The 24535-nt window shown below is 72.5% G+C and carries 26 protein-coding genes, 1 pseudogene and 1 riboswitch; of the genes and pseudogenes, 15 read left to right on the top strand and 12 right to left on the bottom strand.

Translation table 11 applies throughout. From position 1 onward, the window contains the following. Window positions 1–87: 87 nt before the first annotated feature. Window positions 88–1233 (bottom strand): N-acetylglucosamine-6-phosphate deacetylase, encoded by a 1146-nt coding sequence (gene nagA / locus OIE75_RS16830; RefSeq protein WP_307013294.1) that lies wholly within the window; start codon window positions 1231–1233, stop codon window positions 88–90. Beyond that, window positions 1233–2165, bottom strand: a complete 933-nt coding sequence (locus tag OIE75_RS16825; protein WP_443078447.1) for an ROK family protein — start codon at window positions 2163–2165, stop codon at window positions 1233–1235. The genes nagA and OIE75_RS16825 overlap by 1 nt, the downstream gene beginning before the upstream one ends. A 137-nt stretch (window positions 2166–2302) precedes the next feature. On the opposite strand from OIE75_RS16825, the gene OIE75_RS16820 reads away from it, so the two are divergent. The 3 genes from OIE75_RS16820 to otsB are packed head-to-tail and all read left to right on the top strand — an operon-like array spanning window position 2303 to window position 4778. Beyond that, window positions 2303–3568, top strand: a complete 1266-nt coding sequence (locus tag OIE75_RS16820) for an extracellular solute-binding protein (RefSeq protein ID WP_443078366.1) — start codon at window positions 2303–2305, stop codon at window positions 3566–3568. Between the two features lie 60 nt (window positions 3569–3628). Continuing rightward, on the top strand, window positions 3629–3862 hold the full coding sequence (locus OIE75_RS16815) for a DUF3263 domain-containing protein (protein WP_307013292.1): 234 nt from the start codon (window positions 3629–3631) through the stop codon (window positions 3860–3862). A 46-nt stretch (window positions 3863–3908) separates the two neighbouring features. Beyond that, on the top strand, window positions 3909–4778 hold the full coding sequence (otsB, locus tag OIE75_RS16810) for a trehalose-phosphatase (RefSeq protein WP_307013289.1): 870 nt from the start codon (window positions 3909–3911) through the stop codon (window positions 4776–4778). 113 nt (window positions 4779–4891) lie between these two features. Here otsB and OIE75_RS16805 read toward each other — a convergent pair whose 3' ends face one another. Together OIE75_RS16805 and OIE75_RS16800 are read right to left on the bottom strand one after the other, a co-directional pair. Then, window positions 4892–6280, bottom strand: coding sequence for an alpha,alpha-trehalose-phosphate synthase (UDP-forming) (locus OIE75_RS16805; protein WP_307013288.1), 1389 nt, complete (start codon window positions 6278–6280; stop codon window positions 4892–4894). A gap of 61 nt (window positions 6281–6341) precedes the next feature. Then, the gene (locus OIE75_RS16800; protein ID WP_329471371.1) at window positions 6342–7286 is read right to left on the bottom strand and encodes a glucosyl-3-phosphoglycerate synthase; all 945 of its coding nucleotides are present in this window, start codon (window positions 7284–7286) and stop codon (window positions 6342–6344) included. A 142-nt stretch (window positions 7287–7428) separates the two neighbouring features. Continuing rightward, window positions 7429–7576, top strand: a riboswitch (SAM riboswitch). A 17-nt stretch (window positions 7577–7593) separates the two neighbouring features. Here OIE75_RS16800 and thrC point away from each other — a divergent pair. From thrC to OIE75_RS16765, 7 genes are all read left to right on the top strand, one after another. After that, window positions 7594–8895, top strand: coding sequence for a threonine synthase (gene thrC / locus OIE75_RS16795; RefSeq protein WP_307013284.1), 1302 nt, complete (start codon window positions 7594–7596; stop codon window positions 8893–8895). Next, window positions 8892–9167 (top strand): MoaD/ThiS family protein, encoded by a 276-nt coding sequence (locus OIE75_RS16790; protein WP_064728532.1) that lies wholly within the window; start codon window positions 8892–8894, stop codon window positions 9165–9167. Before thrC ends, OIE75_RS16790 begins: the two co-directional genes overlap by 4 nt. A 438-nt stretch (window positions 9168–9605) precedes the next feature. Next, window positions 9606–9809, top strand: coding sequence for a cold-shock protein (locus tag OIE75_RS16785; protein ID WP_004929928.1), 204 nt, complete (start codon window positions 9606–9608; stop codon window positions 9807–9809). 331 nt (window positions 9810–10140) lie between these two features. Continuing rightward, complete coding sequence (gene groL / locus OIE75_RS16780; RefSeq protein ID WP_329471370.1) at window positions 10141–11766, top strand: chaperonin GroEL; 1626 nt, start codon at window positions 10141–10143, stop codon at window positions 11764–11766. 221 nt (window positions 11767–11987) lie between these two features. Then, complete coding sequence (locus OIE75_RS16775; RefSeq protein WP_329471369.1) at window positions 11988–13118, top strand: NADH:flavin oxidoreductase; 1131 nt, start codon at window positions 11988–11990, stop codon at window positions 13116–13118. Window positions 13119–13151: 33 nt separating this feature from the next. Further along, entirely contained in the window at window positions 13152–14687 is a 1536-nt protein-coding gene (locus OIE75_RS16770; protein WP_329471368.1) for a carboxylesterase/lipase family protein, read from the top strand. Then, a complete protein-coding gene (locus tag OIE75_RS16765; RefSeq protein ID WP_329471367.1) occupies window positions 14684–15436 on the top strand; it encodes a translation initiation factor IF-2 in 753 nt (250 codons plus the stop codon). Before OIE75_RS16770 ends, OIE75_RS16765 begins: the two co-directional genes overlap by 4 nt. 10 nt (window positions 15437–15446) lie before the next feature. On the opposite strand, the gene OIE75_RS16760 is transcribed toward OIE75_RS16765, so the two are convergent. Together OIE75_RS16760 and OIE75_RS16755 are read right to left on the bottom strand one after the other, a co-directional pair. After that, entirely contained in the window at window positions 15447–15710 is a 264-nt protein-coding gene (locus OIE75_RS16760) for a DUF397 domain-containing protein (RefSeq protein WP_329471366.1), read from the bottom strand. Next, window positions 15694–16534, bottom strand: a pseudogene (locus OIE75_RS16755) (helix-turn-helix domain-containing protein). The gene OIE75_RS16760 and the pseudogene OIE75_RS16755 overlap by 17 nt, the downstream one beginning before the upstream one ends. Window positions 16535–16652: 118 nt before the next feature. Here OIE75_RS16755 and OIE75_RS16750 point away from each other — a divergent pair. Beyond that, window positions 16653–17042, top strand: coding sequence for a hypothetical protein (locus OIE75_RS16750; RefSeq protein ID WP_307013274.1), 390 nt, complete (start codon window positions 16653–16655; stop codon window positions 17040–17042). Window positions 17043–17235: 193 nt separating this feature from the next. On the opposite strand, the gene OIE75_RS16745 is transcribed toward OIE75_RS16750, so the two are convergent. From OIE75_RS16745 to OIE75_RS16730, 4 genes are all read right to left on the bottom strand, one after another. Continuing rightward, window positions 17236–17820, bottom strand: coding sequence for a TetR/AcrR family transcriptional regulator (locus OIE75_RS16745; protein WP_307013272.1), 585 nt, complete (start codon window positions 17818–17820; stop codon window positions 17236–17238). Between the two features lies 1 nt (window position 17821). Further along, window positions 17822–18391 (bottom strand): hypothetical protein, encoded by a 570-nt coding sequence (locus tag OIE75_RS16740; protein ID WP_125494151.1) that lies wholly within the window; start codon window positions 18389–18391, stop codon window positions 17822–17824. Window positions 18392–18586: 195 nt separating this feature from the next. Continuing rightward, entirely contained in the window at window positions 18587–19522 is a 936-nt protein-coding gene (murQ, locus tag OIE75_RS16735) for an N-acetylmuramic acid 6-phosphate etherase (protein ID WP_329471365.1), read from the bottom strand. 111 nt (window positions 19523–19633) lie between these two features. Continuing rightward, the gene (locus tag OIE75_RS16730; RefSeq protein WP_307013268.1) at window positions 19634–20590 is read right to left on the bottom strand and encodes a MurR/RpiR family transcriptional regulator; all 957 of its coding nucleotides are present in this window, start codon (window positions 20588–20590) and stop codon (window positions 19634–19636) included. Between the two features lie 55 nt (window positions 20591–20645). On the opposite strand from OIE75_RS16730, the gene OIE75_RS16725 reads away from it, so the two are divergent. Then, a complete protein-coding gene (locus OIE75_RS16725; RefSeq protein ID WP_329471364.1) occupies window positions 20646–21026 on the top strand; it encodes a hypothetical protein in 381 nt (126 codons plus the stop codon). Window positions 21027–21036: 10 nt separating this feature from the next. Next, complete coding sequence (locus tag OIE75_RS16720; protein ID WP_329471363.1) at window positions 21037–21336, top strand: DUF4031 domain-containing protein; 300 nt, start codon at window positions 21037–21039, stop codon at window positions 21334–21336. On the opposite strand, the gene OIE75_RS16715 is transcribed toward OIE75_RS16720, so the two are convergent. Further along, window positions 21318–22385: a GNAT family N-acetyltransferase gene (locus OIE75_RS16715; RefSeq protein ID WP_329471362.1), complete on the bottom strand. Its 1068-nt coding sequence runs from the start codon at window positions 22383–22385 to the stop codon at window positions 21318–21320. The two genes, OIE75_RS16720 and OIE75_RS16715, sit on opposite strands and share 19 nt — an antisense overlap. A 10-nt stretch (window positions 22386–22395) precedes the next feature. Beyond that, the gene (locus OIE75_RS16710) at window positions 22396–23058 is read right to left on the bottom strand and encodes an HD domain-containing protein (RefSeq protein ID WP_329471361.1); all 663 of its coding nucleotides are present in this window, start codon (window positions 23056–23058) and stop codon (window positions 22396–22398) included. Window positions 23059–23135: 77 nt separating this feature from the next. Between OIE75_RS16710 and OIE75_RS16705 the strand changes: the two genes are divergently transcribed. Next, window positions 23136–23783 carry a TetR/AcrR family transcriptional regulator gene (locus tag OIE75_RS16705; RefSeq protein ID WP_329471360.1) on the top strand — a complete coding sequence of 216 codons (648 nt, stop codon included), beginning with the start codon at window positions 23136–23138 and terminating at the stop codon, window positions 23781–23783. Between the two features lie 33 nt (window positions 23784–23816). Next, window positions 23817–24500 carry a maleylpyruvate isomerase family mycothiol-dependent enzyme gene (locus tag OIE75_RS16700; protein WP_329471359.1) on the top strand — a complete coding sequence of 228 codons (684 nt, stop codon included), beginning with the start codon at window positions 23817–23819 and terminating at the stop codon, window positions 24498–24500. Window positions 24501–24535 lie beyond the last annotated feature (35 nt).

The raw sequence follows: 24535 nt of genomic DNA, 5'->3' as shown, positions 1-24535 counted from the left end.
ATCGCCTCCGGCCGTGTGTCCCGGAGATGTTTTCCGAAGACACGATCATGCCAAACGGACGGCGGTCGGCCCAGTCCCCCCGTCGGATCAGCCCAGTTGGGGCTCGACCACCCAGGCGCCGTGCCGCATCACGCCCCGCACGTCGAAGGCGTCGTCCAGCACCACCAGGTCGGCGTCCCTGCCGGGCTCCAGGGAGCCGATCCGGTCGCCGAGGCCGAGCAGCCGGGCCGGGTTGGCGGAGATCGCCGTGACGACGTCCCCGACGGGCAGCCCGTCGACCGTCACCGCCCGCTTGAAGGCGCGGTCCAGGGTCAGCGTGGAGCCCGCGATCGAGCCGCCCTCCACCAGCCGGGCCACCCCGTCCGCGACCTCGACCTCCATCGGGCCGAGCAGATAGCGGCCGTCGCCGAAGCCGGCCGCGTCCATCGCGTCCGTGATGAAGGCGACCCGGTCCGCGCCCGCGTGGTGGAAGGCCAGCTGGAGTGAGGCCGGGTGCAGGTGCGTGCCGTCGTTGATCAGCTCGACGGTGATCCGCTCGTCCTCCAGGAGCGCGGCGATCGGGCCGGGGGAGCGGTGGCCCATCGGCGGCATCGCGTTGAAGAGGTGGGTGGCGACCGTGGCGCCCGCGTCGATGGCCTGGACCGTCTGCTCGTACGTGGCGTCCGTGTGCCCGACCGCCGCGATCACGCCGTGCTCCACGAGCAGCCGTACGGAGTCCAGACCGCCCGGCAGCTCGGTGGCCAGCGTCACCATCTTCGCGTGTCCGTGGGCGGCGTCGACCAGCTTGCGGACCTCGGCCGGATCGGGGTACCGCAGCAGCTGCTCGTCGTGCGCGCCCTTGCGGCACGGGGAGATGAACGGCCCCTCGAAGTGGATGCCGGCGATGTCGCCCTGCTGGGCCAGCTCGGCGAGCACCCCGGCGCGCCGGGCGAGGAAGTCCAGGTCGCCGGTGACGGCGGAGGCGACCACCGTGGTGGTGCCGTGCCGGCGGTGGGTCTCGACGCCCTTGAGGATGTCCTCGGGCGTGCCGCCGGTGAAGGAGGCGCCGCCGCCGCCGTGGTTGTGGATGTCGACGAAGCCGGGCACCACCCAGTGGCCCGACAGGTCGAGCACTTCCGCGCCGGGGGGCGCCGTGTCCGCGATCCGGGTGCCTTCGACGATCACGCGGCCGTCGTCCACGGTCCCGGTGGGCAGTACCACCCGGGCACCGGCGAGAACCTTGCTTGGGGCCATCAGGTGGTTACCTCCGGGGGAGTCGCGGTCGTGGGGGTGGTGCCGGTCGGTTCGGTGTCGAGCAGGTCCCAGGCGAGCAGCCCGGCACCCAGGCAGCCGGCGGTGTCCCCCAGCGCCGCGGGGACGATCTCCGGCAGCTTCTGGAAGGTGACGCGCCGCCGCACGGCGTCCCGCAGCGGTGTGAACAAGGTTTCCCCCGCCTCGGCGAGGCCGCCACCGATGATCAGGACGCGCGGGTCCAGCAGAGTGAGCGCGGTGACCAGTCCGTCAGCCAGCGCGTCCACGGCGTCCTGCCAGACCGCGAGCGCGCGGGCGTCGCCCGACTCGACGGCCTTGGCGCAGTCGGCGGCGTCCGCGGCCGGGTCGCCGCAGGCCGCGGCCCACGCCTGGCTGACCGCCGACGCGGACGCGAACCGCTCCAGGCAGCCGCGCTGCCCGCACGGACACGGGATGCCGCCGGGCCGCACGACGACGTGGCCGATCTCGCCCGCGAAGCCGTGGGCGCCCGACTCCACCCGGCCGTCGATGCCGATGGCGCCCGCGATGCCGGTGCCCAGCGGCACGAACAGGAACCGGTCGGCGCCCTGTCCGGCCCCGATCCGTCCCTCGGCGAGCCCGCCGGCGCGCACGTCGTGGCCGAGGGCGACGGGGACGGCGCCGAGCCGGTCGCCGAGCAGGGCCCGCAGGGGTACGTCGCGCCAGCCGAGGTTGGCCGCGTACACGGCGGTGCCGTGCTCCTCGTCGATGATGCCGGGGACGGCCACGCCGGCCGCGCGGGCGGGCTCGCCGAACCGGTCGGCGCCGTGGGCGCGCAGTTCGGCGGCGAAGTCGAGGATGCCCGCGACCACCGCCTCGGGCCCGCGCTCGCGGCCGGTGGCCCGGCGGGCCCGGTGCAGCAGCTCGCCCCCGGACCCGACGAGGGCGGCCTTCATCCCGGTGCCGCCCACATCGAGGGCGATGACATGTCTCACGGGGACAGTGTGGCCCGTTGACCCGGGAGAGGTCTAGTCCACTGCCGTGGTGTAGACCTTAATCCGTTAAACGAACAGGCACAGGGTTGGGGATTCAGGTGCAGCGGCGTAGGACAGGAACGATCGCGGTGGTGTCCGCACTGGGCATGACGGCGGTCCTCGGCGGCTGCGGCCTCACCGGCGACTCCGGCGAGGTGACTCTGAAGCTGGTCGCCGCCGACTACGGCGACAGCAAGGACAACAGCTCCCAGAACTACTGGGACGAGCTGGTCAAGTCCTACGAGGCCAAGAACCCCGACGTGCACGTGGAGGTGGACGTCTACTCCTGGAACGACGTCGACCGGAAGGTCCGGGAGATGGTCGACGCCGGTGAGGCGCCCGACATGGCGCAGATCGGCGCGTACTCCGACTACGCGGACAAGGACCTGCTCTACGCCGCCGACGACGTGCTCTCGATCCCGGTCCAGGCCGGCTTCGTCTCCCAGCTCGCGGGCGCCGGCCAGGTCAACGGGGTCCAGTACGGGCTGCCCTTCGCGGCCTCCACCCGCGTGCTCTTCTACAACAAGACCCTCTTCGCCGAGGCCGGCGTCACCCCGCCCAAGTCCTGGGACGACCTCGCCGACGCCGCCGAGGCGCTCGACGCGAAGGGCGTGAAGTACCCGTACGCCCTGCCGCTGGGCGCCGAGGAGGCGCAGGCGGAGACCATGCAGTGGATGCTCAGCGGCGGGGGCGGCTACACCGACGACCTCGGCACGTACTCCGTCGACTCGCCGCAGAACGTCACCACGTTCACCTGGCTGCGCGACGAACTGGTCGCCAAGGGGCTCACCGGCCCGGTCGCCCCCGGCAAGCTCAACCGCGCCGCCGCCTTCGCCGCCTTCGCCAACGGCGACGTCGGCATGCTCAACGGCCACCCCTCGCTGATGAAGATGGCCTCCGACAAGGGCGTGAAGTACGGCATGGTGACGACCCCCGGCGCCGACGGGGAGAGCCAGAACACGCTCGGTGTGTCCGACTGGATGACGGCCTTCAAGAAGAACGGCCACCAGGAGGAGATCGGCGACTTCCTCGACTTCGTCTACAGCGACGAGAACGTCCTCGACTTCTCCCGCGAGTACGACCTGCTGCCGGTGACCACCTCCGCGTCCCAGGTCATGAGCACCGCGGCCGAGGACAGGAACCTCAAGCCGTTCCTGGACGAACTGCTGCTCTCCGAGCTGTACCCGGTCGGCAAGACCTCCTGGGCCTCGGTCAGCGCGGACGTCAAGAAGCGGATCGGCCAGGCGGTCGCCCCCGGCGGCAGCCCCCAGGAGGTGCTCGCCCAGATACAGGCGACCGCGATGCGGGTGGGCAGCGCGGAGTAGGGCTTTCGCGACAGGCCCTCGCGGGCCGCGCTGTCGGTGGCGGGCGCTACGGTGCCTCACATGGACCTGGGAGAGCTGGCCGAGCGGGAGCGCGGCATCCTCGCACTGGAGCGCCGCGGCTTCCCCGGCCCCGGCGCCAAGGAACGCGCGATCCGCGAGGAGCTGGGCCTGGCCCCCGTCCGCTACTACCAGCTCCTCAACGCCCTCCTGGACGACCCCCGCGCCCTGGCCACGGACCCGGTCACGGTCAACCGCCTCCGCCGGATACGGGAGTCCCGCCGCTCGGAGCGGTGAGGCGGCGACGAGGTTGCCGTCCGCGCCGGCGGGATAGGTTCGCGGTATGGGAAGCCACCAGGACTCCACCCGTGCCGACTCCCCGGACCGCCTGCCGACCCCCTCGACGGCGGCCGGACGCGCGGGGCTCGACGCGCTCCTCACCGACCCCGGCCGTGCGGTGATCGCACTGGACTTCGACGGCACGCTGGCCCCGATCGTCGCCGACCCCGACCGGGCGCGGGCCCACCCGGACGCCGTACCGGCGCTCGCGGCCCTCGCCCCTAAGGTCGCCGCCGTCGCGGTGATCACCGGCCGCCCGGCCGAGGTCGCCGTCCGGCACGGCGGCTTCGCGGACGTCCCGGGCCTGGACCACCTCGTCGTCCTCGGCCACTACGGCGCCGAGCGCTGGGACGCCGCCACCGGCACCCTCACCACGCCCGAACCGCATCCCGGTGTCGCCGCCGTCCGCGCGGAGCTGCCGGCCCTGCTGGAGCGGTCCGGGGCGGGGGAGGGCACCTGGACCGAGGAGAAGGGCCACGCGGTCGCCGTCCACACCCGCCGCGCCCCCGACCCGCAGGCCGCCTTCGACGTCCTGCGCGTCCCCCTCACCGACCTGGCCTCCCGGCACGGCCTCATCGTCGAACCGGGCCGCATGGTCCTCGAACTGCGCCCACCCGGCATGGACAAGGGCGCCGCGCTACGGGCGTACGTCCGGGACACGGACGCCGCGTCCGTCCTCTACGCCGGCGACGACCTCGGCGACCTCCCCGCCTTCGCGGCGGTCGACGTACTCCGCTCCGAGGGCACCCCGGGCCTCCTCGTCTGCAGCGGCAGCGACGAGGTCCCGGACCTCCACAAGAGCGCCGACCTGGTGGTCGACGGCCCGACGGGGGTGGTGCGACTCCTTCGCGCCCTGGCCGCGCGCCTCGCGTAGCTCCCCCCCCCCGCCGCCGTCTGCGGGCACGCGTGCCGCCTGGGGCGGCACGGGTGGGCGCAGGCGGCGCCCCGCACGCCGGGCCACCAACACCCACCCCCCGGCACCCGCCGTCAAGACCTCAGCGCCTCCAACTGCTCGAGAAACCACCGCGCCGGAGGCAGCGCCGTGCCCGCCGCGGCCAGCCGCTTCGAGCGCTCGGCACGCTCCGCCGGGGGGACGGACAGGGCGGTGTGCAGGGCCTCGGCCGTCCCGGACACGTCGTACGGGTTCACCACCACCGCGTCCTCGCCCAGCTCCTCGTACGCCCCCGCCTCCCGCGACAGCACCAGCACGCACCCCTCGTCGGAGACGACCGGCACCTCCTTCGCGACCAGGTTCATCCCGTCCCGCACGGGGTTGACGAGGGCCACGTCGGCCAGCCGGTACGCCGCCAGCGACCGCGCGAAGTCGTCCTTCACGTGCAGCACTACCGGCGTCCAGTCCGCCGTGCCGAACTCCTCGTTGACCGCGTCCGCGACCCGCTGCACCTCGGCCGTGTAGTCGCGGTACACGGCGAGGTCCTGCCGCGAGGGGTAGGCGAACGCGACGTGCACCACCCGCTCGCGCCACTCCGGCCGCGTCGCCAGCAGCTCCCGGTACGCCAGCAGCCCGCGCACGATGTTCTTGGACAGCTCGGTCCGGTCCACCCGCACGATCGTGCGGCGGCCCTCGCCGATCTCCTCCCGCAGGGCCGCCATCCGCTCGTCCACGTCCGCCTCGTGCGACCGCTTCCGCAGGAAGTCCGCGTCCGCCCCGAGCCCGTGCACGCCGGTCTCCGTGGAGCCCAGCCCGCCCACCAGGGCGTCGCAGCACGCGGTGAACGCGTCCGCCCAGCGCCGGGTGAGGAACCCGAGCCGGTCGGCGCCGAGCATGCCGCGCAGCACCTGCTCGGCGATGTCGTCCGGCAGCAGCCGGAAGTAGTCGACCGGCGCCCACGGCGTGTGCGAGAAGTGACCGATCCTGAGGTCCGGCCGCAGCTCGCGCAGCATCCCCGGCACCAGCGTCAGGTGGTAGTCCTGCACGATCGCGACCGCGCCCTCGGCGGCCTCCTCGGCCAGCGCCTCGGCGAAGGCCCGGTTGTACGCCTCGTAGGAGGCCCACTGCCGCCGGAACTCCGCGTCGAAGACCGGCTCGAGGGGCGTCTGGTAGAGCATGTGGTGCACGAACCACAGCACCGAGTTGGCGATCCCGTTGTACGCGTCCGCGTGCACGTCGGCCGGCACGTCCAGCATCCGGACGCCGTCCTCGCCGACCCCGCGCCGCACCGCCTCGCGGTCGCCGTCGCCCAGCGCCGAGCACACCCACAGCGCACCCGCGTCCGGCCCGATGGCCGACAACCCCGAGACCAGCCCGCCACCACCCCGTTTCGCGCGCAGCGCCCCGTCCTCACCCACCTCGTACGAGACCGGCCCCCGATTGGAGGCGACCAGCACCTGAGCAGCACCGAAGGTTGAAGCCATACGCCTCAACCTAGCCCGGCCCCGAAATACTCAAACGTGGTCGCACACCACAGAGGGCCGATCACGCCACCCGCCGCGCCGCGTACTCCGCGATCTCCCTCATCGGTGGCCGTTCCTCCGTGTCCACGGCGTGGTTGCGGGGCTCGAAGCCCGAGGGGCCGCGTTCGAACTGGGTGAGGGTCGGGCGGACCAGGTGGCCGCGGGCCAGGCGGAGCTGGGCGGTGCGGTAGATCGCGGCGGACATGCGGCCCAGGGCCTGGCCGTCCTGGTGGTGGTGGATGCGGACGCCGACGTCGACCTGGGCGAGGGCGTCCAGGCCGACCAGGTGCAGGGCGTCGACCAGCATGCCCAGCTCGACGCCGTAGCCGACGGGGAAGGGGAGCCGTTCCAGCAGGGAGCGGCGGGCCGCGTACTCGCCGCCGAGCGGCTGCACGAAGCCGGCCAGCAGCGGCCAGTGCAGGTTGAGCAGCGGGCGGGCCACCAGCTCGGTGACCCGGCCGCCCTGGCCGGGAGTGGTGCCGAGGGGGCGGTCGTACATCGCCTTGACGAGCTGCACGTCCGGTTCCGTGAGCAGCGGGCCGACGATCCCGGAGACGAAATCGGCGGAGAACTCGCGCAGGTCGGCGTCGACGAAGCAGACGAGGTCGCCGCCGGTGACCAGCAGCGAACGCCACAGCACCTCGCCCTTGCCCGGCACCGCCGGGACACGCGGCAGGATCGCGTCGCGGTGCACGACGCGCGCGCCCGCCGCCGCGGCCACCGCCGACGTACGGTCGCTCGACCCGGAGTCCACGACCACGATCTCGTCGACGAGCGGCGCCCGCTCCATCAGCTCGCGGCGGATCACCGTGACGATCTCGCCGACCGTCGCCTCCTCGTCGAGGGCCGGGAGCACCACGCTGACCGTCTGCCCGGTGGCCTGTTTGGCGGCCAGCAGCTGCCGGATCGGCCGGTCCCCGGCGGACCAGGAACGCGCGCTCAGCCAGCGCTCGACTTCTTCCAGCACGGTCCCGGGCTCCTTTGTGATCCATCTCGCGGTACGGACGACTATCTCAACCGTCCTGGCCTTCGGTTACAGTCTTGAACAACGCGCAGGACCACCGCATGCCGGGGGTCGCCGCGTGTACCAGCGAGAAACAACTTCATACCGCTCATCCAGAGGGGCAGAGGGATACGGCCCGATGAAGCCCCGGCAACCCTCCAGTCGGTTCTTGTCACACGGACGTGGCGAGGCTCCCGACTAGGGAAGGTGCCAAATCCGTCTCACGGCGAGATGCGTCGTGAGGAAGATGAGGAGAAAGGGCCTCGCCTCCATGGCTGTGCAGACTGCCGAAACCTCCACGAACACCCCGGGCGCCACCGACACCACGGTCGACCTCGGCCCCGCCGCCGCGCTGAGCTGCCGGGAGTGCGGCCACCGGGTCCCGCTCGGCCCGCTCTTCGCCTGCCAGGAGTGTTTCGGCCCGCTGGAGATCGCCTACGACTTCTCGGCCTACGACACCGAGGAGCTGCGCAAGCGGATCGAAGCGGGCCCCGCGAACATCTGGCGCTACGCCCCCCTGCTGCCCGTCCCCGCCGACGTGGCCGACAAGCCGAACATCAACCCGGGCTGGACCAAGCTGGTCAAGGCCGACAACCTGGCCCGCGAGCTGGGCGTCACCGGCGGTCTCTACGTCAAGGACGACTCCGGCAACCCGACGCACTCCTTCAAGGACCGTGTCGTCGCCCAGGCCCTGGAGGCCGCCCGCGCCTTCGGCTTCACCACCCTCTCCTGCTCCTCCACCGGCAACCTGGCCGGCGCCGTCGGCGCCGCCGCCGCCCGGGCCGGCTTCCGCTCCTGCGTGTTCATCCCGCACGACCTGGAGCAGGGCAAGGTCGTCATGGCCGCCGTCTACGGCGGCGAGCTGGTCGGCATCCAGGGCAACTACGACGACGTGAACCGTTTCTGCTCCGAGCTGATCGGCGACCCGGCCGGCGAGGGCTGGGGCTTCGTCAACGTCAACCTGCGGCCGTACTACGCCGAGGGCTCCAAGACCCTCGCCTACGAGATCTGCGAGCAGCTCGGCTGGCGGCTGCCCGACCAGATCGTCGTCCCGATCGCGTCCGGCTCCCAGCTCACGAAGATCGACAAGGGGCTCCAGGAGCTGATCAAGCTCGGTCTGGTCGAGGACAAGCCGTACAAGATCTTCGGCGCCCAGGCCGAGGGCTGCTCGCCGGTGTCCACGGCGTACAAGGCGGGCCACGACGTCGTGCGCCCGCAGAAGCCGGACACCATCGCCAAGTCGCTGGCCATCGGCAACCCCGCCGACGGCCCCTACGTCCTGGACATCGCGCGCCGCACCGGCGGCGCGGTGGAGGACGTGACCGACGAGCAGGTCGTGGACGCGATCAAGCTGCTCGCCCGGACCGAGGGCATCTTCGCGGAGACCGCCGGCGGCGTGACCGTCGGCGTCACGAAGAAGCTGGTCGAGAGCGGTGTGCTGGACCCGTCGCTGACCACGGTCGTCCTCAACACCGGCGACGGCCTCAAGACCCTGGACGCGGTGGCCGGCACCGGCCTGACCGCGACCATCCGCCCCAACCTGGACTCCTTCCGAGAGGCTGGCCTCGCATGAGCGTGACCGTTCGCATCCCGACCATCCTGCGCACCTACACCGGCGGCAAGGCCGAGGTCGACGCCCAGGGTGCCAACCTGGGTGAGGTCATCTCCGACCTGGAGAAGAACCACACCGGCATCGCCGCCCGCGTCCTGGACGACCAGGGCAAGCTGCGCCGCTTCGTCAACGTCTACGTCAACGACGACGACGTGCGCTTCGAGCAGGGCCTGGAGACCGCGACCCCGGACGGCGCGGGCGTCTCCATCATCCCGGCGGTCGCCGGCGGCTGATCCACTCGTTCGTTACCGCAGGTAATCGCGGTGACGCAGAGTTCATCGAATTGCCCCCTCCGTGAGAGAAGCGGAGGGGGCAATTCCATTGGATTGAGCGCGGTAGAGTTGGGGAACGCGCTCCCGATCAAGACATCGGGAACCCTGAATTCCTGCCGCCCACCCGACAAGAAGTAGCCAAATTGTGGGTGTGTTTCGCGGCTTTTGTGACTTTTGCGTGCCCCGACTTGACCCACATTCAGGGGAAAGCTCGTCATATTCCGGACCGGGTACGTCCAGATTTCTCGTTCGATTGCCCTGTTGCAGACGGCAGTTGGACAGATACATTCAGCCGCGGTCGACGCGTTCCGGCGCACGCCCCCAGTCGTGGGGGGTGAGGTCTGACCCGGGTCCGCGAAGTGCGGATCTGTGCAAGGGCCAGTAATAGGGGAGTTAGGCATGGCTCAGGGCACCGTCAAGTGGTTCAACGCGGAGAAGGGGTACGGCTTCATCGCGGTCGACGGTGGTGCGGATGTTTTCGTCCACTACAGCGCGATTCAGATGGACGGCTACCGCACCCTCGAAGAAGGCCAGCGGGTCGAGTTCGAGATCTCGCAGGGTCAGAAGGGCCCGCAGGCCGACATGGTTCGCCTCAGCGCCTGAGACGTTCGGCCACCGCAAACAAACGGTTCTTCTCCGAAGGGCCCGCACCTCCCCGGAGGTGCGGGCCCTTCGGGCTGCCCGGACGAGGGTGCGCCCGAGTGTTCACGGGTGGCTGAGCGGGCGCCCCGATCCCCGAGAGCCGCTTGCACTCGATGGGGTCGAGTGCTAATCATTGGCGTTAGCACTCTGAAGGTGAGAGTGACAACGAAGGACCGGGTCGGTGAGGCCCGCAGGCCGGGTGGGGAAGGAACCACGAGGTCGGCGAGCCGTCCGTCGCGGGCGCGGGCGCGGTCCGAAGGAATCACCCCCAGTCCTGGAGGGACCACTTCACATGGCCAAGATCATCGCGTTCGACGAGGAGGCACGGCGCGGCCTCGAGCGCGGCATGAACCAGCTCGCGGACGCCGTCAAGGTGACGCTCGGCCCCAAGGGCCGCAACGTCGTCCTCGAGAAGAAGTGGGGCGCCCCCACGATCACCAACGATGGTGTCTCCATCGCCAAGGAGATCGAGCTCGAGGACCCGTACGAGAAGATCGGCGCCGAGCTGGTCAAGGAAGTCGCCAAGAAGACGGACGACGTCGCCGGTGACGGTACGACCACCGCGACCGTTCTCGCCCAGGCCCTGGTCAGGGAAGGCCTGCGCAACGTCGCGGCCGGCGCCAACCCGATGGCTCTGAAGCGCGGCATCGAGAAGGCCGTCGAGGCCGTCTCCGCCGCCCTGCTGGAGCAGGCGAAGGACGTCGAGACCAAGGAGCAGATCGCCTCCACGGCCTCCATCTCCGCCGCCGACACCCAGATCGGCGAGCTGATCGCCGAGGCCATGGACAAGGTCGGCAAGGAAGGCGTCATCACCGTCGAGGAGTCCCAGACCTTCGGTCTGGAGCTGGAGCTCACCGAGGGTATGCGCTTCGACAAGGGCTACATCTCGGCGTACTTCGCCACCGACATGGAGCGTATGGAGGCGTCGCTCGACGACCCGTACATCCTGATCGCCAACTCCAAGATCGGCAACGTCAAGGACCTGCTGCCGCTCCTGGAGAAGGTCATGCAGTCGGGCAAGCCGCTGCTGATCATCGCCGAGGACGTCGAGGGCGAGGCCCTGTCGACCCTGGTGGTCAACAAGATCCGCGGCACCTTCAAGTCCGTCGCAGTCAAGGCCCCGGGCTTCGGTGACCGCCGCAAGGCCATGCTCGGCGACATCGCCATCCTCACGGGCGGCGAGGTCATCTCCGAGGAGGTCGGCCTCAAGCTGGAGAACGCGTCCCTGGACCTCCTGGGCCGCGCCCGCAAGGTCGTCATCACCAAGGACGAGACCACCATCGTCGACGGCGCCGGCTCGACCGACCAGGTCAACGGCCGCGTCAACCAGATCCGCGCCGAGATCGAGAACAGCGACTCGGACTACGACCGCGAGAAGCTCCAGGAGCGCCTGGCGAAGCTGGCCGGCGGCGTGGCCGTCATCAAGGCCGGTGCCGCCACCGAGGTCGAGCTCAAGGAGCGCAAGCACCGCATCGAGGACGCCGTTCGCAACGCGAAGGCGGCCGTCGAGGAGGGCATCGTCGCCGGTGGTGGCGTGGCCCTGCTCCAGGCCTCCCAGGTCTTCGAGAAGCTGGAGCTGTCGGGTGACGAGGCGACCGGCGCCAACGCCGTGAAGCTCGCCCTGGAGGCCCCGCTGAAGCAGATCGCCGTCAACGGTGGTCTCGAGGGCGGCGTCGTCGTCGAGAAGGTGCGCAACCTCCAGGTCGGCCACGGCCTGAACGCCGCCTCCGGCGAGTACGTCGACATGATCGCCGAGGGCATCATCGACCCGGCGAAGGTGACCCGTTCCGCGCTGCAGAACGCCGCCTCCATCGCCGCGCTGTTCCTCACCACCGAGGCCGTCATCGCCGACAAGCCGGAGAAGGCCGCCGCGGCCGGTGCTCCGGGCGGCATGCCGGGCGGTGACATGGACTTCTGATCGACCGGTTCCGGTTGATCGACCGTCCAGCATCGACCGAGGGCGGCACTCCCCGCGAGGGGGGTGCCGCCCTCGGGCGTTTCCCGTGGTTCGGCGGGTGTGGGAAAGCGCACCCTGGAGTGCGGAATGGGGCCCCGGGGGTGCGGGGTTCACCTTGGAGCGTGTTCAATGCATGCGCACATACCAGCCGGTACCCGGTACCCCGTCCAAGGAGCCCCCACGTGACCGTCACCCCCGTCGAGGCCGCCTCCCGCGCCGCCCGGATCCTCGCCCGCCCGGCCACCATCAACGGACTCACCGTGCCGAACCGCATCGCGATGGCGCCGATGACCCGGATGTTCTCCCCGGGCGGCGTCCCCGGTGAGGACGTGGTGTCGTACTACTCCCGCCGGGCCGCCGCCGGTGTCGGCCTGATCGTCACCGAGGGGACGTACGTCGGTCACGACTCCGCCGGGCAGAGCAGCCGGGTGCCGCGGTTCCACGGCGAGGAGCAGCTCGCCGGGTGGGCGAAGGTCGCCGAGGCGGTGCACGCGGCGGGCGGCACGATCGTGCCCCAGCTGTGGCACATCGGCATGGTGCGCAAGGCCGGCCAGCCGCCCTTCGCGGACGCCCCCGCCGTCGGCCCGTCCGGGCTGCGCATCGGCGAGGACGAGGTCACCGGCACGGCCATGACCCGGCGCGACCTGGACGACGTCATCGGCGCCTTCGCCCAGGCCGCCGCGGACGCCGAGCGCATCGGCTTCGACGGCGTGGAGATCCACGGCGCCCACGGCTACCTCGTCGACCAGTTCCTGTGGTCCGGCACCAACCGCCGCACCGACGCCTACGGCGGCGACCCCGTGGCCCGCACCCGGTTCGCCGCCGAGATCGTGGCCGCCGTACGGGAGAAGGTCTCGCCGGAGTTCCCCGTGATCTTCCGCTACTCGCAGTGGAAGCAGGAGGCCTACGACGCCCGCCTCGCCGAGACCCCCGAGGAGCTGGAGGCGATCCTCGCCCCGCTCGCCTCGGCCGGCGTCGACGCCTTCCACGCCTCCACCCGCCGCTACTGGCTGCCCGAGTTCGACGGCTCCGACCTCAACCTCGCCGGCTGGACCAAGAAGCTGACCGGCAGGACCACCATCACCGTCGGCTCGGTCGGCCTCGACGGCGACTTCACCAAGGCGTTCCTGGGCGAGGGCGCCCCCGTCGGCAGCCTCGACAACCTCCTCGACCGCCTGGAGCGCGACGAGTTCGACCTCGTCGCCGTCGGCCGTGCGCTGCTCCAGGACCCGCTGTGGGCCGAGAAGGTCCTCGCCGGACGCTTCGACAGCCTCGCGCCCTACGACGCGGCCTCGCTGAAGACCCTCAGCTGAGCGCGGTGCGCACCGCGGCGTAGGGTCCGTGGGATGACGATCCCTGGACCCGTGGAGTCAGTGGAACCCGTGGTGCGCACGGCCGCCGGTGCGGTGCGCGGGCGCGCGGAGGACGGGCTGACCGTCTTCCGCGGCATTCCCTTCGCCGAACCCCCGGTGGGCGCGGGCCGGTTCGCCGCCCCGCGCCCCGCCCGCCCCTGGGACGGCATACGCGACGCGTACGCCTTCGGCCCGCCGCCCCCGCAGGACCTCGGCATCGCGGGCCCGCCCGGTGCGCTTCCCCAGGGCGACGACTGGCTGACGGTCAACGTCTGGACACCGGAGCCCGATCCGGCCGCTCGCCGCCCGGTGATGGTCTGGATCCACGGCGGCGCCTACAAACTCGGCCACTCCGGCAGCCCCGGCTACGACGCCCGCCGCATCGCCGCCGACGGCGACCTCGTCGTCGTCACCCTCAACTACCGCCTCGGCATGGAGGGTTTCGCCCACATCGAGGGCGCCCCCGCCAACCGGGGTCTGCTCGACCAGGTGGCCGCGCTGGAGTGGGTGCGGGACAACGTCGCCGCGTTCGGCGGCGATCCGGGCCGGGTCACCGTCTTCGGGGAGTCCGCGGGCGCCGGTTCCGTGGCCGCGCTGCTCGCCATGCCGCGCGCCGCCGGACTCTTCGGGCGGGCCATCGCGCAGAGCGTGCCGGGCACCTTCTTCTCGCCGGAACTGGCCCGGGACCTCGGCACCGCCCTCGCCGCCGAGGCCGGTCTGCGCCCCACCGTCGCCGACCTCGGCACCGTCCCTCCCGAGCAGCTCGTCAAGGTGGGTCAGGCCCTCGCCCCGAGGATGCCCGGCCGCGTCGACCGCTGGGGACAGGCAGCGCCCACCGTCACCCCGTACGCCCCGGTCGTCGACGGCGAGGTCCTGCCGGTGACCCCCTGGCAGGCGCTCGCCTCCGGCGCCTCCCGCGACGTCGACCTGGTCGTCGGTCACAACCGCGACGAGAACCGCCTGTTCACCATGATGGCGGGCAAGCTCGGCTCCATCGGCGAGGAGCGGGCGGCCGCGGCCCTGCGCCTGTACGCGCCGGGCGGCGAAGCGGCCTACCGCGCGGCGTTCCCGGACGCCTCCGCGAACGACCTCTACGAACGGGTCCAGACGGACTGGCTGTTCGGCATGCCCTCACTCCACTTGGCCGAGGCGCACCTCGCCGGCGGGGGCCGCGCCCACGTCTACGAGCTGACCTGGGCGGCCCCGGCCGACGGAGGCGCCCTCGGCGCCTGTCACGCCCTGGACGTCCCGCTGCTCTTCGGCACCTTCGCGGCGGACGTCGGCGCCCTCCTCTTCGCCGGCACGGAACCGTCCCCGGAGGCATTGGCCCTGTCGTCCCGCTTCCGGTCGTCCTGGACGGCGTTCGCGCGCACGGGCGACCCCGGCTGGCCGGAGTACGACACGGAACGGCGCCTGGTCCAGGTCCTCGACACGGAGCCGGTCGTCGCGCCGTACCCGGAGGAGGCGTCCCGGCGCCTGTGGGAGGGCCACGAGTTCCCGGCGTTGCCCCTCGTGGGACGGGGCGCGTGAGCGCGGGACGGGCACTGCGTCCGCTGCTGCTGCTCGCGCCCCTGGCGCTGCTCGTCGCGGGCTGCGGGGTGGCCGAGCCCTCCGAGGAGAAGGCGACGGACGCCGCCCGCGAGGTGGCCAGGACCGTGGGAGAGCGGCTCTACAGCCAGCGCACCCGCACGCCGGTTGAGGCGGGGCGTGAGGCCGCCGCCATGGAGGGGGTGGAGGTGATGCGGGTCGACGGCACCTCGTCCCACGACGGGGACGGCCTCGAACTGGTCGTCCGCACGTCCGGCACCGCGTACAACGCGACCTTCGACATCGAGGAGGTCACCGTACGGCGGTGTTTCGCGGTCCGCGTGGCACCCTGGTCCGAGTGGCGCGAGAAGCCCCGTGACGTGGACTGCCCGGACAGCCTCCCCCTGGTCTTCGGCCCGCCGCCCGAGCCGCCCCGGCTGCCCGAAAGGGAACTGCGTGCGAAGCTCCCGCGGGTGCCGGAGGGCGGGCGGGCGGACGAGGCGGAGGTGCGGCGGGTGGTCGGAGCGCTCGACATGGACCCCGCGATCCGCAGTGAGGTGAAGGCGGAGGACGGGCGGGTCGGCGTACTCCTGCTGGTGCCGGGCGACGGGTTCGGCCCGCAGGACTGCCTCCTCGCCCGCGTGGGCCCCGGCGAGACCGAGGTGTGGGTGCCGCCCCGGATCCAGCGGATGCGGGGGGAGGCCGGCTGCACGGTGTCCAACGCCCTGCACCCGGCTCCGCCGCCGCACTAACGCTACGCGGTCAATCGGTGGTGACTGGAGACGCCTTGAGGGCGCCTACGAAGGCGGACCAGGCGGCGGCTTGGAAGCGGAGGGTTGGTCCGTCAGGGTTCTTGGAGTCGCGGACAGGGGTGGTGGTGGGGTTGCCGAGCCCCATTTCCAGGCAGTTGTCGCCGCTGCCGCCGCTGTACGTGGACTTGCGCCAGCGAGCGATCTCCAAGCAATTGCCGCCGCTGCCGCCGCTGTAGCTGGACCTGTGCCACGCGTACTCAGAGGTCGTCTCCATGGGCGTAATTCTGCGCCAGCTCCTCGATCATGGACAGGGATTTCGTAGGCGAGAGCGCGGAGATCATGAGGAGTTCGTAGTAGAGCCTGTAGCGCCCGACGGTGGCCGGATCGTCGTCCACCCGCCCTGTACCCACCCCTTCGAGGTAGACCAGCGGAGGAGCGCCCGCGAAGTCCATCAGCTTGACGCAGCCCTGCATCGCGGGGTGCGCTCCCGCATCAAAGGGCAGCACCTGCACGATGACCCGGTTCTCGCGCATGAGGGTGGCGATGTGGCGCAGCGCCGCTGCCATCACTTCCCGGCCGCCGGTGGCGCGGCGCAGCGCGGATTCGTCAATGACGGCCCACAACATGGGTTCTGTTGGATCGGCGAGCATGCGGGCCCGCTCCATCCGTGCCGTCACCAGTTCGTCGATCACTTCGTCAGTCGCCGTCGGCTGATAGGCGCGGCATACGGCCCGAGCGTAGGAGGGAGTCTGGAGCAGCCCCCGGGATCAGCATCGACGCGTACTCCTTGATCGCCGTAGCTGACCCTTCTGCCTCCGCCGCCTCGGCGAAGTGCTCGGGATACTTCGACTTCGCCGCAGCCGCACAGTTGCGCCGAAAGAAGTCCTCCGTCCCGAGGGCGTCGTCCAGCAGTCCCGCGTACTCGCGCTGCATCCTCCTCGTGCCGGACTCCAACTGGCCGATGAACGACCCGCTGACGAACAGCCGCCCGCCCAGCTCCTCCTGGCTCAGCCCGGCCTTCTCCCGCGCGTGGCGCAACTCCGCACCCAGCAGGGCGCGGGGGGACGTCGAGGGGTCGAGGTCTTTCGGTCCAGGCATGGCGACGGAACTCCCGGTCTTACAGCAGGGGTTGTTGGGGCGCCCTCTCTGGCCAGGTTAGAGGCGGAACGGACACGCTGTGTCGCGAATCACGAACTCAGCGTGGAGGTGGAGAAGGGTGCGTACGACCGAGGAAGTCGTCGAGTCCCTGCGGCAGGCACTCCTGGGCGCGGGCGTCGTCCTGCCGTCCCTGTGCGTCGATCCGGTGACCGGCGCGAGCGACGAGCCGTTCGCCCTGGTCGAGCTGGGGCGTTGCAACGTCCGCGTGGCCGAGCGGCTGGCGTCGGTGGTGCGGGGTGAGCGCCCGCCGGTCGGCACGCATGCCGTGGACGCGCGGGACGGCCGGGTGGGTGAGGTGATGGGGCACGTCGGCGGCAGCGTTCAACTGCGGCCGGTCGGCGGAGGCCGGGAGTGGGACTGCCCGCACGGGTCGGTGACGGCGGCGGGGGCGGACGAGGTGATGCGGGCCAGACTGCGGCGTACGAACCACGAAAGCGCGCGGGGCTAGCGCGTACGGCGTCAGGCGGGTGGCCAGCACACCCGAACGCCTTCGATACGCGGCCTGCTGGCCGGTGTCCGGGTACAACCTGAAGGCGTACCGAAGTTGCATGCGAGGATCGTACGAACGAGTCAGAGTATGTCGCCGGGAACATTCGTTCCCCGCCTCACCCCAGACGACCTTCTCCGTCCGGCAACGCCGGTCAGCCCCGGTCCGGCACCACGATCCGTTCGACCGCCGCCGTCACCAACTGGTCCCGCTCCTCCTCGGTGAACACGTCCGGGAGGGTGAGCTGTTCGACGATCAGCCAGTTCAGGGCGAGATAGAGCAGCTTGACGGCCATCGCGTCGCCGGGGAGGCCGGAGCCCTCGTGGTAGGCGACGTTGGCGTCCACGTCCTCGCGGATGCGTTCGGTCAGGACCGCGCGCAGGCCGGGGCGCCGGGTGGCCTCGAGGCGCAGTTCGAGCAGCGCGAGGTAGCCGGAGCGGAAGGAGGAGACGCGGTCGACGAGTTCGCGCATCAGCCGGACGTAGGTGTCGCGGTCGTTCCCTGCCGCGCGCTGGCGGGCGATCGTCGCCTCGTCCGGGTGGAGACGCTCGTAGACGCGGGCGCCGGTCTGGGTGAGCAGGTCGTCGCGGTTGGCGAAGTAGTTGGACGCGGTGCCGGCCGGGACGGCGGCCTCGGCGTCCACCGCCCGGAAGGTCAGGCCCCGCGCGCCCTGTGCCGCCAGCACCTCGATGGCGGCGTCGACGAGGGCGGCGCGCCGCAGGTCGTTCCGTCTGACCACCTCAGAGGCCGCCCATCGGTTCGATGTCCACCCGCACCGGCGTGCCCCACACCCGCAGCACCTCGTAGTCCGTGAACTCGTGCACCAGCCGGTACGCCATGGCCGCCCGCGGGGCGCGCAGTTGGGCCGCGATGTACAGCTCGGCCTCGCGGCGGTCGCGGCGCGGGGTGCCGCACAGCTGCCACGCCTGCCCGTTCCACAGCTCGGGCAGCCAGCGCTGCTGGGGCTGCGGACGGTCGCCCCGCACCCCGTAACGGGACTGGACCGGCTCGGTGGGCCGGGCCGGGAGGGGGCCGCCGTTGTACTCGGCGCGGCGGGCGCTGCGGCGGCGGGTCTCGCACAGCAGGCAGCGGTCGGGGGCGGCCTCGTCGACCGGCCCCGTCGGATGCTCCGGGCAGCGGGTGCTGGGGGCCGCCGTCGCGACGCTCTCCTCCAGCAGGTCCAGCGCGCGCTTCACGTCCGCGCGAACCTCGTGCAGCTTGGCGTCCGGGGTGTCACCGGTCAGGGCCTCGCCGTGCTCACCGAGGAGGCGCAGGGCGCGGCCCAGGGCGGTCAGCTGGGCGTGGTTCATGCCCTCCAGAATCGCACACGCCGCGGGACGGCCCCGGGCCGGTGGGCGGGGACCTGCCCGGCGGGCCCGGCCGCGGAACAGGGCGCCGCGCCCGCCGGTACCGGGGTCGGGGTCCGGGGCGGACGCCACGCGGCGGGAGCGGCACCCCTCCCGGCACCCCTCCGCCGCCCGGACCGCCGGACGGCGTCGCGCGGGTCAGCCGTTCGCCGCCGCCAGCGCTGCCCGCAGGTGGCCGTCGGAGTCCGCCAGGAGGCGGGCCGCGGTCGGGCCGTCCACGTCGGCGAGGAGCACCAGGATCGCGTGCTTGACCTCGCCGTCGGTGGCGGTCAGCGCGCGCTCGATGTCGGCGTCGGCGGCGCCGGTGGCGAGCGCGACGATCCGGCGTGAGCGGGCGCGCAGCTTCTCGTTGGAGGCGCGCACGTCCACCATCAGGTTCCCGTACGTCTTGCCGAGCCGGACCATGGTGATCGTCGACAGCATGTTGAGGACGAGCTTCTGCGCCGTGCCGGCCTTCAGGCGGGTCGACCCGGTGATCAGCTCGGGCCCGGTGACGACCTCGATGCCGTGCTCGGCGGCGGCGGCCAGGGCGCTGCCCTCGTTGCAGGCCAGCCCCACGGTCAGGGCGCCGAGCGCGCGGGCGTGCTCGACGGCGCCGACGGCGTACGGGGTGCGGCCGGAGGCGGAGACGCCGACCACCGCGTCGTCGGCGGTGAGACCGAGGGCCTCCAGGTCGGCACGGGCCAGCTCGGGCGAGTCCTCGGCGCCCTCGATGGAGGTGACCATGGCGTCCGGGCCGCCCGCGATCAGGCCGACGACCTGTCCCGGGGCGGTGTTGAAGGTGGGCGGGCACTCCGAGGCGTCCAGCACCCCGAGCCGTCCGGCGGTCCCGGCGCCCGCGTAGATCAGCCGCCCGCCGCGTGCCATCCGGGCGGCCACGGCGTCGATGGCACCGGCGATCTCCGGCAACCGCGCGGCCACGGCGGCGGCGACGCCGGCGTCCTCACCGTTCATCGTCCGCGCGATGTCGAGGGTGGGCAGCTGATCGATCTCGGCCAGCTCGGGCCGGAACGCCTCGGTGGCAAGGGTCTCCAACTGGGAACGGAGATCGGGGTGATGGGGGGTTGAGGTCATGAGAGCTGCTCTCTTCAACGTTCGGTCCGTGTACTAACCCAGGGGCCCAGGGGCGCGGGGAACTGCGCGACCAGCCACGACGGGCCCGCAGCCGCGCACGGCGAATACCGTCTACGGTCTCCCGCGCGACCCCCCGTGCCGATGGGCCAGCGCTTCATAGGACGCCGCCAAAGCCGGCGCCGCCGCCTCGTACGTCCGCTGCGCCACCCCCACGAACAGGCAGTCCACCACCAGCAGCTGACTCGTCCGGGAGGACATCGCCGCCGGCCGCAGCTCACTCTCCCGCGACGTCGACGTGGTCAGCACGTGGTCGGCGTACTGCGTGACGGGGCTGTCGGGGCGGCCGGTGATGGCGACGGTCGTCGCGCCGCGTTCGAAGGCGGCCCGCAGCGGTTCGATGACGTCCCCGGTCGACCCGGAGTGGGTGATCGCGAGGGCGACGTCCCCGGCGCGCAGCTGCACCGCGTTGGTGACGGCGAGGTGCGGGTCGTTGGGGGCGTGGGCTATCAGCCCTATGCGCAGGAGTTTCTGGGTGAGATCCTGGGCGACCAGGCCGGAGGCGCCGATGCCGTACACGTCGGTGCGGCGGGCGGCCGCCAGTGCGGCGACGGCCGCGCCGAGCTGGCCGGTGTCCAGCCCGGCGGCGGTGTCGGCGAGGGTCTGCTGTTCGTCGTAGGCCAGCTTGGCGACGACGTCGGCGATCGGGTCGTCCACCGCGATGTCGGTCGTGATGGCGGGCGCGCGGCCGGACTGCTGCTGGGCGGCGAGCCCGGCCAGGGCGAGGCGCAGATCACGGTAGCCGGGGTAGCCGAGCAGCCGGGCGGTGCGTACGACGGTCGCCTCGCTGGTGCCGGTCAGCTCGGCGAGACCGGTGACCGTGAGGGCGGCGCAGCCGGCCGGGTCGCCGGCGACGGCCTCGGCGACCCGCTGCATGGAGCGGGTCATCGACGGCGCCAGCGTGCGCACCTTGGCCGCGAGGGCGGCGGGTGCGGGCGGCGCGGTCCCGCCGCCGGTGGCGCGGCGGCCCCCGGAGGCCTTCGCGAAAGTTTCCTTCACTTCATCGGTCACTCATGAAAGATATTTTCGTTTCGGTCCGCGGGTCAAGAGTGCGCACAATGGGTGCATGGACCCCATCAGCCCCCTGGAGCAGACGCTGCACGCCGCGCGCGCTCTCGTGCTCGCCGATCTGGTGGCGGGCCGGGTCGCCGAGCCGGACGTCGTGTCGCTGGTCGAGGAGTCCGTCGTGCAACGGCGTTGGTGGGTCGAGCAGTGGCCCGAGGGCGCGGAGTTCGTGGCCGGGCTGGTCGCGCAGGACGTGCAGGACGCCCTGCTGGAGCGCTACGGCCGCTGGCCGCTCTGCCCGGTCTGCGGCTCCGGCGACCCGCACGCGCTGGACGTCGAGCCGGAACTGGGTCCCGACCCGCACTGGGTGTGCGGCAAGGCGGGCGTGAAGGTCGCCGCCGTCGGTTCGCTGGGCGGCGCCATCGGCGGCTCCGCCCCGTGAGGACGCCCCGGTGACCGTCTACATCGACCCGCCGACCTGGCCGGGCCACGGCCGCATGTGGTCGCACCTGGTCAGCGACGTCTCCTACGCCGAGCTGCACGCGTTCGCCGCGACGCTGGGCGTCCCGCGCCGCGCCTTCGAACGCGACCACTACGACGTCCCCGCCCAGCGGTACGCCGACGCGGTGTCCGCCGGTGCGCTGGAGGTCAGCAGCCGCGAGGTGGTGCGGCTGCTGCACGGGGCGGGGCTGCGGCGCCGCAAGGGATCGGGGACCGGCTCCGGGGCCGGGGCTCAGCCGCGCAGCTCGTAGGCGAGTTGCCCCTCGTCGCCGGCGACCCGGGTGAAGCCGGCGCGGGTGATCACTGCCTGGGAGGCGACGTTGGCGGGCTCGGTCGTCGCGAACACCGACGTCACCTCCTCCCGCGCCAACGCCCACGCGGACAGCGCGCGCAGCGCCTCGGTGGCGTAGCCGTGGCCGCGGGCCGCCTCGGCGAGGTCGTAGCCGATCTCCACCCGCCCGTCCTCGTCCGGCGGCCCGTGGAAGCCCATACCGCCGACCGCGCGGCCGTCTTCCCGGCGCACCAGTGCGAACACGCCCCACTCCGGCCGGTGCACGCCCCCCTCGTACGCCTTGAGCAGCATGCCGGCGGCGTCCCGGGTGCCCTGGAAGGGCCCGCCGCCCACCCACTCGAACCCGCCGTCGCCGCCCGCGGCGAGGTCGGTGGCGGCGGCCGGCGTGACGCCCTGGAGGGTGAGCCGTTCGGCCGGTATCACCAGGTTGTTGCGCCAGCGCCACTCGGTGACCGGGGCACGTCCGGGCAGGTCTCCGCGGCCGGTGGCCCACAGCAGGGTGCGCCAGGGGTCGGGGCCGGGCTGAACGTGCGGGAAGATCCCGGCGAGGACGCCGGCGCAGAGTCCGGCGGGGGGCTCGTAGGCCAGGCCGAGACCCTCGGCGATGTCGTGCGTGTGCAGGAACACCTCGGCGATCCCCATCGCGGCGAAGCCCTCGCGATTCGCGCTGCGGTAGGGGTACGGGTGGAAGGCGCGGACCTCGCGCGGGGTGGTGCGCAAGGTCGCGGCGAGCAGCGCGCAGGTCGTCTCGATCACATGGAGCACGCCCTCGTTGCCGGTGCCCTCGTCGAAGGTGATCTCGAAGGGGACGTACGCGTCGGTGGCGCGTCCGGCCAACTGCCCCGCGTAGGTGATGAGATCGCCCGCGACGTGCTCCGCCGTGTACCGGCAGCTCCACTCCAGCCGGCCCGCCCGCGCCGTCTCCCAGTCCCGGTCGACCGCCGTCCGCAACAGCGCGACGGCGCTCGCGACGGCTTCCTCCACCTGTTCCCCACCCATGGTCCGCATGCCGGGCAGGCTAAGCGTCCGGGGCGTCTGAGAGCGACAGCATTTCCAGCTCGCCGGTGATGTTGTGGCGTGCGGTCGCCTCCCACTCCCGGCGGCCGTGCGGGGTGTGGAACAGCCGGGGCAGGCCGAGCAGCTGCCGCAGGACCGCGGCCCGGCCCTCGCGGAAGGCGTCGTTCGGCACGAAGTGGTACTCCTCGCGCACGGCCACCGTGTACGCGGCGTACGCCGACGGCGGCGAGGCGAGGACCGCGAGGTCCGCGTCGCACAGCACCTGTCCGTCGCGGTCGTCGTCGGCCGGGGCGTGGGTGACGGTGAGGCGGACCAGCCGGGCCACCTCGGCGGTGCGCTCCGCCGGGACCCCGGCCTCGGCCAGGGCGCGCTCGGCGAGCCGGGCCGAGCGCTCCTCGTTCTCGGAGCGCTCGGGGAGGTAGACCGCGTCGTGGAACCAGGCGGCGAGCCGGACGGCGGCCAAGTCGTGGGCGTGCTCGGCCAGTACGTCGACGTGGTCCAGTACGGCGGTCAGGTGCGCGAGCGTGTGGTACCGCCGGTGTGGCTCCTGCCAGCGGGCGAGCAGACGGTCGGCGTACGGCGCCGGGTCGGGGCCGGAACCGGGGGTGGCGGCTTGCTCCAGGGCACGGGCGAAGCGGGAGCGCAGGGCGTCGAGGTCGGCCATGCGCCCATTCTTCCAGCGGCAGCTCTGGTGATAACCTCTCACTCAATCTTGACGATGAAGCGGAGAGGTGGCGGACCATGCCCGAGGCGCGCACCGAGACCCCGCGCGAGCGCTACCGCACCCAGGTGCGCGCGGAGATCAAGGAACACGCGTGGGAGCAGATCGCCACGGCGGGCGCCTCCGCGCTCTCGCTCAACGCGATCGCCAAGCGGATGGGCATGAGCGGGCCCGCGCTCTACCGGTACTTCGCCGGCCGCGACGAGCTGATCACCGAACTGGTCCGGGACGCCTACCGCAGCCTCGCCGACGGCTTCAAGGCGGCCGCCGACTCCGGCGCCGACCTCGCCGGACTCGCGCACGTCCTGCGCACGTGGGCACTCGCCGACCCCCAGCGCTACTTCCTCGTCTTCGGCACCCCCGTCCCCGGCTACCACGCCCCCGACGACATCACCGGGATCGCCGCCGAGACCATGGCGGTCATCCTCGACGCCTGCGCCGCACTGCCGTCGGACGGTCCCGCCGGCGACTTCGACGCGCACATCGACGGTCACCGGCAGTGGGCGGGCGGCCACCCGGCCCCCGCCGCGGCCCTGCACCGCGCCCTCGCCTTCTGGACCCGCGTGCACGGCGCCCTCTCCCTCGAACTCGCCGGACACTTCACCGGCATGGCCTTCGACCCCGCCCTGCTCTTCGTCGCCGAGGTCGACGACCTGTCGGGACGCTGACCGCTCCCCCCGCCCGGCCCTAACGTGGGGTCCATGACGACTCCTGCCGACGTGAACGACGTACGCGACCCCGAGCTGCCCGGGCGGCTGCTGACCATCGAGCGGGACGCTCTGGTGCCCCTGCTGCGGGCGCGGGCGGACGCGGACTTCGCGCTGCCCGTGGCCGCGTGTCCGGGCTGGACCGTGCGCGACGTGCTGGCGCACTGCTCCAGCGCGCTCATCCGGGTGGTGGAGAACCGCTTCGAGGAGGGCGTCTTCTCGCCCGCGTTCAACGACCGCGACATCGCCGACCGCGCGGACTGGAGCAACGCCCGCGTCGTGGACGAGCTGGAGCGCGGCATGACCGAGGCCGGTCCGGTGATCGGCCGCGCGGGCGGCGCGCTGGACGGGGTCGCGCTGGGGGAGTGGGTGCACGCGGGTGACGTGCGGACGGCCCTGGGCGAGCCGGGCGCGTACGCCGGGCCCGGCCTGCCCGCCGCCCTCGCGCTGCTCGCCACCCTCACCCGCGACCGCGGCCACGTGCCGCTCCACGCCGACCTCGACGACGTGGACGAGCCCCTGAAACTGGGCGCGGTGAGCGGTGAGCGGCCCCCGGGCCGGTTCATCGGCGACGCCGCCACCCTCGTACGGCTGTACGCGGGCCGGCCGGCGGGTGACCCGGCCGGATACGAGCTGGCCGGGGTGGAAGCGGCGGAGCTGAACCTCTTCGGCGACTGAGGGGCGCCCCGGCCCGCCGTCTGGGCGTAGTCTTG

Source organism: Streptomyces sp. NBC_01723 (assembly GCF_036246005.1).
Taxonomy (GTDB): domain Bacteria; phylum Actinomycetota; class Actinomycetes; order Streptomycetales; family Streptomycetaceae; genus Streptomyces.
Note: the sequence above shows the minus strand (reverse complement) of the source record. Positions and strands in the feature narration are given on the sequence as shown.